Below are 13,680 nucleotides of genomic sequence, written 5' to 3'. Positions count from 1 at the left end.
GATCGGGTGTGGGTACCGGATTCCAGCATCAACCGCAGCATGGGCAGCAAGGTTTGCAGGGTGCTCTTCCAGCTTCCGGTCGCCCCGGCCTCCACCTTGGCCTGCCAGGCGTCGCCGTTGCTGTAGTCGTAGGTCTCCATCAGCTGCCCGTAGTCGCAGGCAGCCTTGGTGGCGGCATCCTTGGAGATCTCGCCCGTGGCGACCGGCGGCTGGGCGCTCGAGTTGCTCGTCTTACCGGCCCCGAAGTGGATTGCGCCGGTACCGAATCCGGCGCCGACACCGCCGGCCACGACGAGCACCACGACGAAGGCGGCGATCAGGCGTTTGCGGCCGCGGTGGGGCGGCGGAGACTTCTGTTTCGCGAGCTCGGTGGGCGCGGCGTCGACCGGGCGCGGGCCGGGGCCGGTCGTGGCGGGATACCGCTGCGGGTTGACCTGGGTGGGCAGCATTCCGGATTGCGTCGGCATGCTGGGTTTGGTGGTGGCTCCGGTGAAGCGACTCGGATCGAGGGCCGCGTACGGGTGTGGCGCAGGGACATTCAGCGGTCCGCTGATCGGCTGGGCGGGGCCGCTCTGGTGATACCTCGGCCCGATCGATCCCGACCCGGCCGCGAGCGCTTGTGCGGCGGCGGCCGCCAGCTCACCGCAGCTGCCGTAGCGCTGGTCCCGGTTCTTGGCCAGGGCGCGTTCGATGACGTGATCGAAAGCCGCGGGCACGCCGGGATTCACCTGACTCGGCCGTGGGATCGAGGCACCGAGGTGCGCGGCCACCAATTGCGCGGTCGACTCCCCCGGGTACGGCAATTCGCCCGTGAGCATGTGGAACAGGGTGCAGCCCAGCGCGTAGACGTCCGCGCGGTGATCGGTATCGGTGCGCAGTTCGAACTGCTCGGGTGCGGCGTACTGGAAACTCGCGTACATCTCGCCGGTGCGGGTCAGCGCACTGGTGTGGTCCACCGCCTTCGCGATTCCGAAGTCGGCCAGATAAACCCGCTGGTCCGGACCCCACGCCAGGAGGATGTTCGCCGGTTTCACGTCCCGATGCAGCACACCGGCCCGATGCGCGAAATCCAAGGCCCGCGCGGTCTCCCCGATAATCCGAACCGCGTGATCGGGCCGCACCTGCCCATCCCGCAGTACCGCCGAAACATCGGTGCCCTCGACATACTGCATGGCCATCCACAGCCGATGCTCGTCATTCCCCCGCGCATAGACGGCCACGATATTCGGATGCGAAAGCCGCGCAGCCGTATCCGCCTCCCGCAGAAACCGCGCCCGGACCTCCGGATCATCGGCCTTCCCGGCAGCCAGCAGCTTCAACGCGACAGGCCGCGGCAAATCCTTGTCCCGGGCGAGATACACCTCCCCCATCCCGCCCACGCCGAGCAGCCGCTCCACGGTATACCCCGCGAATACCTGCCCCTGCGCGAGTGTCCTCCCCACAGCCTGCCTACCTCCGACCACGTCATGCTCGCCGATCACCGTATCCCAGAATCCAGCAACGCGGCTCCGGCGTTAATCGCGAACCACCTCGAACCGGAAATCGGTGATCTGACCGGAATCCCCGCAGTAGGTCTTGCGCAGCCGAACCGCTACCGCACTGTCGAAAAGGCGGACGCCGCTACCGAGCAGCACCGGGACCATGTGCACCACAATCTCGTCCACCAGCCCCGCCTCGAGACACTGCCGGGCCAGATCTGCCCCGAAGACGCCGACATCACCCTCACCCGCCGCAGCCACAGCGGTGGCCACCGCGTCCGCGACGCCGCCGGAAAGAAACCTAACCTCAGGATCCTCCGGCACCTCGTGCGGCCGGTGAGTGAGCACGAACATCGGCCCGGACCACATGCCGCCGTACAGCTTCCGCTCACCCTCCCCGGCCCGATTGCCCAGGTCGTAGCCGCGACGGCCGGACAGTACCGCCCCCGTCCGCTTCATCGTCTCCAACCCGATCGGCCCGGCCGCGCCGTACCCGAACATCCACTCGGTGGAGTCGTCCATCGGCGCGATGAAGCCGTCCAAGGACATGGTGATGTGCCACAGAACTTTCGTCATGAAGGTATGGACGGTCTGGGAGGGGAGAATTCATCGAAGGTTAGAGATTAGTGAAAACCCTTATATCACTTGATAATTCGGTTCGAAAGCATGATCGAGAAGCGTAAAATAGTGTCATGACCAGCGGTGAAGGGATTCTCGACAACGGCACGATCGCCGACGCGATCGCGCTGCTGTCGCAGATCACCGACACCCTGCTCACCCAGTCTTTCGGCGGATTCTCCGATGACGAATTCGTCGAATTCATGCAGGAATACGAGACCCGCAAGCGTGCCATGGCCGCGATCGATCACCGCATCGTCGGCGAAGTGCGTAACCGCAATCTGCCGGAGAAGGCCGGGTGGAAGAACCACACCGGCAAATACCTCGAACAAGCCCTGCGCCTCGGCCATGCCGAGGCCGGTGCGCGCGTGCACGCCGCGGAATACCTCGGCGAACGCCAGGTCACCGGGCAGGTGCTGGAACCGATGCTGGCGTGGGTCGCGGCCGCGCAGGAACAGGGTCTGCTGTCGCCGGATCACGCGCGTCGGATCGTGAAGATCATGCGCCGCATCCCGGGCAAGACCCACCCGGAGTTGGTGGGCAAGGCGGAAATGGAGTTGGCGCACTTCGCCACCCGCTCCACCCCCGACGACTTGCCCAAGATCGGGGACCGGATCCTGGGCTACCTCGACCCCGACGGCTCGCTCACTCGTGAAGACGACCGCCAAGCCCGGCGCGGGATCATCCTGGGCAAACAGGGCGTGGACGGCATGAGCACCATCACCGGCGAACTCACCCCGGCCGCGCGTGCCCTGTTGGATCCGATCTTCGCCGACCTGGCCCAGCCCGGCATGTGCAACCCCGACGACCCGCAGAGCCCGCAGCGCGCCAAGGGAATCCACCCCGACACCCTGGCCGCCGCCGCACGCCGCGACACCCGCACCACCGCCCAGCGCCAGCACGACGCGTTGATCGCGCTGCTGCGCCCGGAGATGGGTCCGGCCAACCTCGGCCAACACCGCGGGCTGCCGGTCTCCACGATCATCACCATGTCCCTCGCTGAAGTGGAGGCCGCCGCGGGTGTGGCGACCACCGCCTCCGGTGGGACGGTCCCGATGGAAGAGGCTTTGCTGCTCGCGCAGCAGTCGCGCCCGTTCCTGGCGATTTTCGACCATGCCGGTCGCCCACTGCATTTCGGGCACTCCAAGGCCCACCGTCTCGCCAACGCCGACCAGCGGCGGGCGTTGATCGCGACCGAGCGTGGCTGCACCCGCCCCGGCTGCGACGCCCCCGCCACCCTCTGCGCGGTCCATCACGTCACCGACTGGGCCAAGGGCGGCCCTACTGACATCGAAAACTTGACTCTGGCTTGCGATTCCTGCCACTCCCTGATCGGGGAGGGTCCGGACAAGTGGAAAACGGTGGTGATGCCACCGGAATCTGAGCACGCCGGGCGGATCGGCTGGATCGCGCCTGCCTCGATCGACCCGACCCAGACTCCGCAGGTGAATGACCGTCACCATGCCGGGGAGTTGAAAGCGGCCTCGCTCACCGGGATTCGGCAACGGACGCGCAAGCGCCCGGCGGTCCGGTGCGGGTTACGTCCCTAATTCACGTGGCAGCCTCACCAACAGGTGGGGCCCCGTGGGTTGCTTCCCTCACGAATGCTCGTGTGGGGCTGGCGTGCGCAGAGCACGGGGAAGCGTGGTTGCGCCGCCTGCCCTACCGCACCGGGGCTGACGCCAGGCCGGGAGCCGCCACCCACCGATCCCAGCCCACAGACTGCACGCATCACCTTCACAAGACCAAAACACCCAAAACCCCCGCCCGCCATCCCCTCCCACCCTCCTCTTTCACCGAGCGGCACATCCTGGAGGGCCTTTGTCCGGTTCCTCCCTAATCCCGCCTCCAAAATGTGCCGCTCGATGACAGCAACCGGGCGAATCGGACACGCGACGGGCGTCTTTGAGTGTTCTTCCCCGGGCCGCTGCGCGCCCGAGCCTCGAGGAGGCTGGTCCCGCCACCAGGGTGCCCAACCCAGCCCCCTCCCCACCCCTCCTCCTGGCCTCTTTTGTCTTTTGGCTCTTCCGCTTTTCTCTCTTCCGCTTTTATCTTTTCCGCCCTATAGACTTGCGCCGTGGAGGTGGGGCGGCATGCGTGATTACCAGCGCAGTAATGCGATTCAGGCCCGATTGCACGAGGTAGTGCCGGGTGGGGCGCATACCTACGCGCGGGGCGCGGATCAGTACCCGGAGGATATGGCTCCGATCCTGGCGCGCGGCGACGGCGCTCGGGTGTGGGATGTGGACGGCAACGAGTATGTCGAGTACGGCATGGGGTTGCGGTCGGTGACGTTGGGCCATGGGTATCGGCCGGTGGTGGACGCAGTGGCGCGGGTCATCGCGGGTGGGGTGAACTTCTCTCGGCCTACCGAGTTGGAACTGCTTGCTGCCGAGGACTTTTTGAGTCTGGTGCCGGGGGCGGACATGGTGAAGTTCGCCAAGAACGGGTCGGATACCACTACGGCGGCGGTGCGTTTGGCGCGGGCGGCTACGGGGCGGGAGACCGTGGCCGTGTGTGATCAGCCGTTTTTCTCCGTGGATGACTGGTTCATCGGGATGACCGAGATGAGCGCGGGGATTCCGGCGGTGTCTACGGTTCGGTTTCGGTACAACGATCTGGAGTCGTTGGAAACGGTGTTGCGCGACAACGAGATCGCGTGTGTGTTTCTCGAACAGGCCACGGCGCTGGCGGAACCCGCGCCGGGATTTCTCGAAGGGGTTCGGGCGCTGTGTGATCGGTTCGGTGCGCTGCTCGTGTTCGATGAGATGATCACGGGATTCCGGTGGTCCGCCGGTGGTGCGCAGCGGATCTACGGGGTCGTGCCGGATCTCTCCTGCTGGGGTAAGGCCATGGCCAACGGGTTTCCGCTCTCGGCGCTGGCGGGGAAGCGGGAGTTCATGGAACTGGGTGGGCTGCGTACCGATGCGGATCGGGTGTTTCTGCTGTCCACCACCCACGGGCCCGAGACCGCCTCGCTGGCGGCGTTCCGCGCGGTGGTCGAGGCCTACCGTGACTCGGATCCGATTGCCCGCATGGAGGAGTCTGGGCGGCGGCTGGCGGCGGGCGTGAATGCCATTGCGGCGGATCTGGGGATCGGGGATCGGCTCGAGGTAGCTGGGCGTGCCTCGTGTCTGGTGTTCCTCACCCGGGATCCCGAAGGTGTTCCCTCCCAGCCTTATCGGACGCTGTTCCTGCAGGAGTTGCTGGATCACGGTGTGCTGGGTCAGTCGTTCGTAAACTCTGCCGCGCATACCGATGCGGATATCGATCACACCATCAATGCCTGTCAGGCGGCGGCCGAGACCTATCGCAAGGCGCTGGAGCAGGGCACCACCGACGGGTTTCTTAGCGGCCGACCAGTCGCTCCGGCCTTGCGGCGCACGGCCGCACCGCGGCGCATCGAGGAGTGAGCGGGCCTCGCGTGTCGTGATCGTCTGGTTTGCCAGGACGATTCTGTGCCAGATCGCGGACAATGTGTCGCGCAATGCTCTCGGACCGACTATTCATTGAATCCGATGGGTTTCATGGACAGCGGAATCAGGTGAGGCAGTGGGTGGTGGCGGCGTGTCCGGCGTGCTGGTGACCGGTGGTGCGGGGGACGTTGGACGGGCGGTGGTGCGGCGGCTCTTGGCGGCAGGGCGGGCGGTGTGGGTCGCCGACGTCGATGCGGAGGCCGCTCGCGGGTGCGTGGCGGAGTTGGGGGCTCGAGCCGTTGCGCTGGAGCTGGATCTGACCTCCGAGGAGAGCATCGAAGCGACTGCTCGGACGGTTGCGGGGCGGGTGTCGACGGTCGTGCACTGCGCGGGGGTGGCGATGGTGGAGCCGTTCCTGGACACCGGGACGATGGCCTGGGATCTCATGTTCCAGGTGAATCTGCGCGGGCCCATGCGGCTCACGCAGCTGCTACTGCCGGGCATGTTCGATGCCGAGTCCGCGCGGGTCGTGTTCGTGGCCTCCGACGGTGCTCGGGCCGGGGCCTCCGGCGAAACCGTTTACGCCGCATCGAAATCCGGGCTGTTCGGGTTCGCCAAATCCCTCGCGCGGGAAGTGGCTCGTCACAGTGTCACCGTCAACGTGGTCTGTCCCGGCCCGCTCGAGGGCCGAATGGTCGCACACACCATGGCCGATCACCGTGAGAACCTCGCCGCCCTCGAAAAAGCCATCCCCCTCAAACGCTTGGGTCGACCGGACGAAGTAGCCTCCCTCATCGCATGGCTGGCGAGCCCGGAAGCCAGCTACGTCACCGGCCAGCTGATCAGCGTCAGCGGCGGCATAACGATGCAGTAGGAGTTTGCCAACATGCCCACCAAGCCCATCGTCGACGCCCACATGCATCTGTGGGACACCAGCGCCCACGACTGGTACCCGGGTCTGGCGAGATTCGTCGAGGCCGGTAAGCCCGAGATCGCGGACAACTTCCTGCTGAACGACTTCGACCGAGGACTCGACGGGATCGAGGTGTCGGGGCTGGTGCACGTGTCCGCCACCACCGCGCCGCACACCTATCTGGCCGAAACCCGTTGGGTGGACGGCATTGCCGAGGCCGACCCGCGTCCGTTCGCCCTTGTCGGCGCGGTCGATCCGAGCCTGCCCAAGTCCGATCTGATCGATCATCTCGACGAGCAGGCCCGCACCGAACGCTTCCGCGGCGTAAGGGTTTTCGCGGGCCTGTCCCCCAACACCCCGGCCGCCGACGTGATCGCCGGCTGGCTCCAGGACCACGACGCCGTCTTCGACCTCGTCGCCAAGCCCGCCGAAATCCTCGACTGGATCGACTTCCTCGCCGGCTACCCCAACCTGCGCGTGGTCCTCGAACACCTCGGCTTCCCCCAGGGCCACTCCTCCGACGCCCGCACCGCCTGGCACAACGCCATCTCCCTGGCGGCCAAGGAAACCCAATGGCTGTGCAAGCTCTCCGGTTTCGGCCTGATCTGCCGGGACCTGACCTGGCCGAGCCTGGAGTACTGGCTGGAATCCAGTGTCTCCCTGTGGGGTTGGCGGCGGTTGATGTTCGCCTCCAACATGCCGGTCGACTCGATGGCGGGCACCTACCCGGAGCTGGTTTCCACCATCGACAAGATCGTCACCACCGACGCCACCGACCAGGAAGCCGACTTCTTCTACCGCACCAACGCCCTCGACACCTACCGCCCGCGGTAGGCGACCGGCAGCCGGCCGCCTACCGCGAACGCCGTCAGTTCCTGTACCGGAACAGAATTCGCCCCCGCGTGAGGTCGTACGGACTCAACTCCACCAGGACTCGATCCTGCGGCACGATCTTGATGTAATTCTTCCTGATCTTGCCGCTGATATGGGCGAGCACCTGGTGGCCGTTCGCCAACTCCACGGTGAAGGTGGCATTGCGAAGACAGTCGACGACGGTGCCCTCGATTTCGATTCCTTTGCTCTTCATATTCATCGCAGCACCATTTCCAGGGTGCTGTTCACACGACGGGCGCCGATGCCCTCGAAGAGCGCCGCGGCCGCCGTGTTCGACTCCTTCACTTCCGTTGAGACAGTGTCGATTCCGCGTTCATGCAATGCAGCCAACGCGCCGGCCAGCATGGCGCGGGCGATCCCACGGCGACGTCGATCGGCACGCACGGCAATCAGTCCGATCCGGGGCAGGCGGCCCATCTCCACCACACGGGCCAGGCCCACATAACGGTCAGCCTCGGCCGCGGCCAGGTACTTCGACGGATCCACAATGGTGTCGACCCCCGGCACACCGAGGTTCTCGACCGGCATCTCCTGCCACCCGACCGTCGCCCCCACCTCATCGCGAATCACCCGATCCACCTCGCGCAGCGCCCCTTCCGCCGCCCGCCCCACGGGCACGATCGTCACGCCCTCCGGCGGCCGAACCGCATCCAACCCGGTGACTGCCGGATCAGTGGGCACCAAGTACTCCCACTCCCGCCGCCGCACCGCGAACCCGGCCCGCTCCCAACCGGACACCAACTCGGTGTCGTTCTCATCGACCACGGTATGCAACGGCCTGCGCAGCGTCCCCACCATCGCGCCCGCCAACTGATCGAAAACAGCGTCATGCCAAGCATCAACACTGACAAACAGCCGCCCATCCGGCCGCGTAACAACATCCCCGTGCCCGACCACCCGGTCGTCATCCAGGGCTTCCCATCGGGTCAACGAGACCCGACTAATCCCAGCCACGGGTTCACCCGCGCGGAATCTGATATCTGATGTACTCATCGTCGTCGCCTTTCGCAATTGCCTTCCACGGCAGGCGCTCCCGACGACGTTTACATCGCCAACCGACCCGTGACACCGAGTGGGAGCCCCCACACCTGTCCAACGAACATGGGTCTCACCTCCTCACCTAAGTCACGGTCGCCAGCAGGCTAACACCCCACCCCCAACCCCGCCCACCCATTTATTTTCCGCAACCATGGTCGGCATGGGTGTGGATGTTGAAATTCGAACGGCCGGTGGGGTTCTGCGCGGCCACTGGCGGGACGATGTTGCGATCTTCCGGGGGTGTCCCCTACGCCGAGCTGCCGGTGGGACATGGGCGGTTTCGCGCACCCGAGCCCGTGCGGTCGTGGACAGACCCGCGCGATTCCTGTTTGACGCTGGACATCTGGTCACCGGATCCCGGCACGGCCGGACTGCCGGTGATGGTGTGGATTCATGGCGGCCGCTATTTGGAAGGCGATTCCGCCGATCCGCACTGCGATGGCGCGGCCCTCGTCCGCGGCGGCGTGGTGATGGTCAGTCTGAACTACCGCACCGGCGTAGAGGGTTTCGCACATATCCCCGGGGCACCCGACAATCGAGGCATCCTCGACCAGGCCACCGCATTGCGCTGGGTGCAAGACAATATCGCCGCGTTCGGTGGCGATCCGGACAATGTGACAGTATTCGGCCAGTCCGCCGGTGCGGGATGCATTGCCGCACTGCTCGCGATGCCCTCGGCCGCGGGACTGTTTCGCCGAGCGATCGTCCAGAGCCTGCCGGGCACTTACTTCACGCCGCGACTGGCCGCCACGATCTCGGCAACGATCGCCGCCGAACTCGGCACACAACCCACCATCGAGGGGCTGTCCCGCCATTCCCGTCGCGCGCTGCTCGACGCGACCCACACGGTCCTCCGCAAGATGCCGAGCTTCCTGGACGCCTGTGGCCCGATGGCATTGACCCCGACGCCGTTTTCCCCGGTCGTCGACGGCGAACTCTTCCCTCACGCACCGTGGCACGCCCTGGCGCACGGATCCGCCCGCGGCATAGATGTTCTCGTCGGCCACACCCGCGACGAATACCGGCTGTTCGCAACCCATCTCGGCGACCCCATCACCGAGGAGCACCTGAGCCGAGCGCTCACCCACCTCACTCCCGTTCCCAACGGCAGCACCGACTACCGCACCCTCTACCCGACGCTCACGCCCGCCGAGCTCCACGAACTCATCCACGCAGACTGGCTGTTCCGGATGCCCACCCTGCACCTGGCCAACGCCCACCACGCCGGCGGCGGCCGAACCTGGACCTACGAACTGACCTGGTCCTTCAACACCGTCGAAGCTGCTTCCCACAGCCTCGACTTCCTCCTCGTCTTCGGCACCCTCACCGCCGAGACCATCCGCAATCACCCCGCCGCCCGCCAGAACGCACTCGAAGAACTCGCCCACGTTTCCCACGAAATGCGCACCGCCTGGCTGACTTTCACTGCCAAAGGCACGCCCGGCTGGCCCCCTTACACCCCGACGAACCGCCTCACCCGTGTCTTCTCCTCGACCCCACAAACCGAGCCTTACCCTGAGGACCGCTCCAGACGCATCTGGCAATCCCACGAATTCACCACCCTTGACCTCCCAGCCACCGCCCGATTTCGGTGAAGTCGTTGCCGCGCAATCCGACTCGCGGATTCACGCTGGACAGGAGTGCCGGGGCGTTGTGGTTCTGCGATACCCATTCGCGGTCGTGGTCGGTTAGTTCGTCGTCGATCCAGATGAATAGCAGGGGCCGAGTGCGGGGTTCAGGTGCGCGCCGAAGGGGATCGGGGGGCCGTCGACATCGAGGAAGAGTAAGGGGCGGGGCTGGGGATGCACGTTGTCACCCTAGGGCGGGGATGGTAGACCAATTGGTATATTGATCTTGTGATGCGACTTCGTATGGCGGTTGCCGGGGTGCTCGCTGGAGTGGTCGCGAGCGGGTCCGGGGTGATGGTGGCTGGCGGGGTTTCGGCGGCTGAGCCGGTGGGGTGCCGGACCGGGGAGCGGGCGCCTACTGATGATCCGCGTTCGTATGACTCTTGCATTGATGGCGGGTGGGGGAATCTGCGGCAGTGTCCGCCGTGGACGGTGGTTGCTCAAGCCCCGGACGGGGATGTTCGGTGCGTTCCGCAGTAACGGCTCAGCGCCGGGCGCCCGGGTCAGTTGGTGCTGAGTTCGGCTCGGGCCGGGGTTAGTTCGGAGACCGGGCGGCTGCCGGTGAGTTTGTAGTCTTCGCCGACGAGTTCGTACATGCTGACGAAGCCGTCGAGGTCGTCGCTCTCGTGGTCGCCGCGGACTATCCAGAAGTGTGGGATGCCGAGCATGGAGTAGACGCGGAGTTTGTCGATGGCTTCGCGGACCTGCGCCGGCTGCCAGACCGCTTCGATGACCGCGAACAGGTTCGCCGGGGCGTGGGTGGTGCTGTGTTTGTCGGGGCGATGGCCGGGCTGGAACACCACGGCGTCGGCCACGAAATTGTGCTGGCCGATTTCGCCGCGGGCGAATCCGCTGTCGGCCACGTATTGATCAGCGGCGGCTTCATATCCGTAGCCGCGCCAGAAATCGAGCACCTGGAAGACGATCCGGGAATACCAGAACGTGACGGGCATGAGGCTCAGCTCCAATCTCCCGGATCGCAATTCCCAGGCCCAGCCACGCGGAACAGTCGGCAGGGTCTCGAATTCGGCCCGCGTGCGCACGCCGGTTCTGGGCAGTTCGAGCTGGTGAATGACCGACTCCCTTCGCGCGCCGGGCCGACAAGACTGGAACACCTTAACCTCACATCGGATTCGCAAGCCGTTTACCAGCAGCTTTGCGCCGCTCAGCCGGGCGATTCAGACAGAACGGACATGGCCGATGACCCAGCTAACATCGGGAGATCAAACAAGTGAGCGCACGCTCAGGACATTTGACCAGTAGCTGGCGAATTGCCAAGTGCTGCCATGGGTTACACCAAACCCGTTGTTACACATACCAACTCGAATAGCTCCGAGGTGACCAGTCCCACAGCCCCGAACCGACCATTCCGGTTGAACCACCAACTTGGGGTCAGTAAAGTTACTCACTAGTTAGGCACGAAGGTGTTCCTACCTCGGCCCGACATTCTGCTAGGGGGCCAATCACTCACCGTCCGCATCCACCGACGCATGTCGGACGAACCCCGTTGGATACCAACAGGTTCGCAATTTAAGGAGGGGACGATGGTTTCCTACATCGTCACGGGCGGAACCGGATTCCTGGGACGGCGCGTTGTCGCCGGTCTGCTGGAGCGCGACCCGGAGGCCGTGGTCCACGCACTGACGCGTGAGGCGTCGGTCGCCAAGCTGCGCGAGATGGCCGACGGCTGGGGCGCCGGCGACCGCGTGTTCCCGCTGGTCGGAGACCTGACCGCACCCGGTCTCGGGCTCACCGGCAGTGCTGATAACCCATACGCGGAGGCGCCGCGCGCCGATCACGTCATCCACCTCGGCGCGATCTACGACATGACCGCCGACGCCGACGCCACCTACGCCGCCAACGTCCAGGGCACCCGCTCGGTCATCGAGCTGGCGCGCGAGCTCGGCGCCATGCTGCACCACGTGTCGTCGGTCGCGGTCGCGGGCGATCACAAGGGCAAGTTCTTCGAGGACGACTTCGACCTGGGCCAGGGCCTGCACTCGCCCTACCACCGCACCAAGTTCGAGGCCGAGAAGATGGTGCGCGAGGCCGCAGACCTGCGCTGGCGGGTGTACCGCCCGGCCATCGTGGTCGGCGATTCCCGCACCGGCGAGATGGACAAGATCGACGGCCCGTACTACTTCTTCCCGGCGATCGCCGGGCTGGCGGCGCTCCCGTCGGAGCTGCCCATGCCGATCCCGGATCTGGGTTCCACCAATATCGTTCCGGTCGACTACGTGGTCGACGCCATGGTCGAGCTGATCAACAAGCCGGGCCTGGTCGGCAAGACCTTCCACCTGACCAACCCGGAACCGCAGCCGTTCACCGAGATCTACAACGCCCTGGCCCGCTCGGCCGGTGCGCCGCACGCCATCGGCACCGTGCCGGGTTCGCACACCGCGCTGCACGCGCTCGGCGGCCTGCCGGGTGTGCCCGCGGTGCGGGATTTCCTGTTGGAGCGCTTCGGCATTCCCGCCGAGGTTGCCCCGCACACCTCGTTCGAGTCGACCTTCGTCTCCGACTCGACGCGGGCGCAGCTGCGCGGCACCGGCATCGAGGTCCCCCGCTTCGAGGACTACGCCGACACGCTCTGGAAGTACTGGCGCGCCAACCTCGATCCCGATCGCGCCCGCCGCGTCGAGGGTGATCGCCTCGAGGGCCGCATCGTCCTGATCACCGGCGCGTCCACCGGCATCGGCCTGGCCACCGCGCACGCCGTCGCCAAGCGCGGCGCGACGGTGCTCATGGTCGCCCGCACCGAGCAGGATCTCGAGACCGCCGCCGCCCAGGTGCGCGCGGAAAGCGGTGCGGCACAGGCCTACGTCTGCGACATCACCGACGAGAAGTCGGTGGAGCTGCTGGTCAAGCAGGTGCTGGCCGACCACGATCACGTCGACTACGTAGTGAACAACGCGGGCCGCTCGATCCGCCGCTCGGTGCTCAACTCCACCGACCGCATGCACGATTTCGAGCGGACCATGGCGGTCAACTACTTCGGCGCGGTCCGGTTGATCCTGGCGCTGCTCCCGTCCATGCGCGAGCGCCGCTTCGGCCACTTCGTGAATATCTCCTCCATCGCCGTGCAGACCAAGGTGCCGCGCTTCGCGGCGTATGTGGCCAGCAAGTCGGCGCTGGACAACTTCAGCGAGATCGCCGCGGTCGAGAACGCCGACGCCGGAATCACCTTCACCTCGGTCCGCATGCCGCTGGTGCGCACGGCCATGATCGCCCCGACCGACCTGTACAAGTCGATCCCGGTGCACAGCACCGAGCAGGCCGCCGACATCGTGGTGCGCGCCCTCGAGCACCGCCCGAGCCGCATCGACACCCCGATCGGCACCTTCGCCCAGTTCGTCGACACGGTCATGCCGTCGGTGAAACGCGCCATCCTGCACCAGGGTTTCCGCATGTTCGGCGAATCCAAGGCGGCCCGCAACGAACGCCCCGCCGTCGATTCGGCCGAAACCGACACGGACAAGCCGGATTCCCGCAGCCCCCTGCTGGCTCTGGCCCCGATCGTGCAGCCCCTCATGGGCCTGCCTGCCCCGGCGGCCCGCTTCACCAACCGCATTCCGGGCCTGCACTGGTAACCCCCTCCCCCACAACAGAGTTCGGCCCGGCGTGGAACAGCACGCCGGGCCGAACCCTTCGGTACCCGCCGGGCCGGCGGTGGGACAGGGACCCCAAATGCCCTA

At 66.1% G+C, this 13,680-nt stretch carries 11 protein-coding genes; 6 read left to right on the top strand and 5 right to left on the bottom strand.

The annotated features are described in order from the left end of the window. Positions 1–1,442: serine/threonine-protein kinase (locus tag ON43_RS43285; protein WP_245569094.1), on the bottom strand; the 1,442-nt coding region annotated here is incomplete at its 3' end. A 72-nt stretch (positions 1,443–1,514) separates the two neighbouring features. Next, on the bottom strand, positions 1,515–2,054 hold the full coding sequence (locus ON43_RS41480) for a dihydrofolate reductase family protein (protein ID WP_040816543.1): 540 nt from the start codon (positions 2,052–2,054) through the stop codon (positions 1,515–1,517). A 116-nt stretch (positions 2,055–2,170) separates the two neighbouring features. On the opposite strand from ON43_RS41480, the gene ON43_RS41475 reads away from it, so the two are divergent. The 4 genes from ON43_RS41475 (at position 2,171) to ON43_RS41460 (ending at position 7,259) form a co-directional block, all read left to right on the top strand. Continuing rightward, the gene (locus ON43_RS41475; RefSeq protein WP_051180217.1) at positions 2,171–3,646 is read left to right on the top strand and encodes an HNH endonuclease signature motif containing protein; all 1,476 of its coding nucleotides are present in this window, start codon (positions 2,171–2,173) and stop codon (positions 3,644–3,646) included. 543 nt (positions 3,647–4,189) lie between these two features. Continuing rightward, a complete protein-coding gene (locus ON43_RS41470; protein ID WP_040816541.1) occupies positions 4,190–5,509 on the top strand; it encodes a glutamate-1-semialdehyde 2,1-aminomutase in 1,320 nt (439 codons plus the stop codon). A 139-nt stretch (positions 5,510–5,648) separates the two neighbouring features. Beyond that, positions 5,649–6,386 carry an SDR family NAD(P)-dependent oxidoreductase gene (locus tag ON43_RS41465; protein WP_040816538.1) on the top strand — a complete coding sequence of 246 codons (738 nt, stop codon included), beginning with the start codon at positions 5,649–5,651 and terminating at the stop codon, positions 6,384–6,386. 12 nt (positions 6,387–6,398) lie between these two features. Then, a complete protein-coding gene (locus ON43_RS41460; RefSeq protein ID WP_040816536.1) occupies positions 6,399–7,259 on the top strand; it encodes an amidohydrolase family protein in 861 nt (286 codons plus the stop codon). Between the two features lie 34 nt (positions 7,260–7,293). On the opposite strand, the gene infA is transcribed toward ON43_RS41460, so the two are convergent. Together infA and ON43_RS41450 are read right to left on the bottom strand one after the other, a co-directional pair. Then, positions 7,294–7,512, bottom strand: a complete 219-nt coding sequence (gene infA / locus ON43_RS41455) for a translation initiation factor IF-1 (protein ID WP_218003535.1) — start codon at positions 7,510–7,512, stop codon at positions 7,294–7,296. Positions 7,513–7,514: 2 nt separating this feature from the next. After that, positions 7,515–8,312 (bottom strand): GNAT family N-acetyltransferase, encoded by a 798-nt coding sequence (locus ON43_RS41450; protein ID WP_040816531.1) that lies wholly within the window; start codon positions 8,310–8,312, stop codon positions 7,515–7,517. Positions 8,313–8,686: 374 nt separating this feature from the next. On the opposite strand from ON43_RS41450, the gene ON43_RS41445 reads away from it, so the two are divergent. Beyond that, positions 8,687–9,952 (top strand): carboxylesterase/lipase family protein, encoded by a 1,266-nt coding sequence (locus ON43_RS41445; protein WP_051180215.1) that lies wholly within the window; start codon positions 8,687–8,689, stop codon positions 9,950–9,952. A 536-nt stretch (positions 9,953–10,488) separates the two neighbouring features. Here ON43_RS41445 and ON43_RS41440 read toward each other — a convergent pair. Beyond that, a complete protein-coding gene (locus tag ON43_RS41440) occupies positions 10,489–11,028 on the bottom strand; it encodes a Uma2 family endonuclease (protein ID WP_040816530.1) in 540 nt (179 codons plus the stop codon). A gap of 501 nt (positions 11,029–11,529) precedes the next feature. On the opposite strand from ON43_RS41440, the gene ON43_RS41435 reads away from it, so the two are divergent. Then, entirely contained in the window at positions 11,530–13,575 is a 2,046-nt protein-coding gene (locus tag ON43_RS41435) for an SDR family oxidoreductase (protein ID WP_040816528.1), read from the top strand. Positions 13,576–13,680: the final 105 nt, after the last annotated feature.

The sequence above is a fragment of the Nocardia concava NBRC 100430 genome (assembly GCF_000308815.1).
Lineage (GTDB): Bacteria > Actinomycetota > Actinomycetes > Mycobacteriales > Mycobacteriaceae > Nocardia > Nocardia concava.
Note: the sequence above shows the minus strand (reverse complement) of the source record. Positions and strands in the feature narration are given on the sequence as shown.

Bases quoted from the DNA above. Each gene is read 5' to 3' on its own strand.
- ON43_RS41475 (WP_051180217.1), top strand. From the start codon at position 2,171: ATGACCAGCGGTGAAGGGATTCTCGACAACGGCACGATCGCCGACGCG.
- ON43_RS41480 (WP_040816543.1), bottom strand. From the start codon at position 2,054: ATGACGAAAGTTCTGTGGCACATCACCATGTCCTTGGACGGCTTCATC.
- ON43_RS41450 (WP_040816531.1), bottom strand. From the start codon at position 8,312: ATGAGTACATCAGATATCAGATTCCGCGCGGGTGAACCCGTGGCTGGG.
- infA (WP_218003535.1), bottom strand. From the start codon at position 7,512: ATGAAGAGCAAAGGAATCGAAATCGAGGGCACCGTCGTCGACTGTCTT.
- ON43_RS41470 (WP_040816541.1), top strand. From the start codon at position 4,190: ATGCGTGATTACCAGCGCAGTAATGCGATTCAGGCCCGATTGCACGAG.
- ON43_RS41435 (WP_040816528.1), top strand. From the start codon at position 11,530: ATGGTTTCCTACATCGTCACGGGCGGAACCGGATTCCTGGGACGGCGC.
- ON43_RS41460 (WP_040816536.1), top strand. From the start codon at position 6,399: ATGCCCACCAAGCCCATCGTCGACGCCCACATGCATCTGTGGGACACC.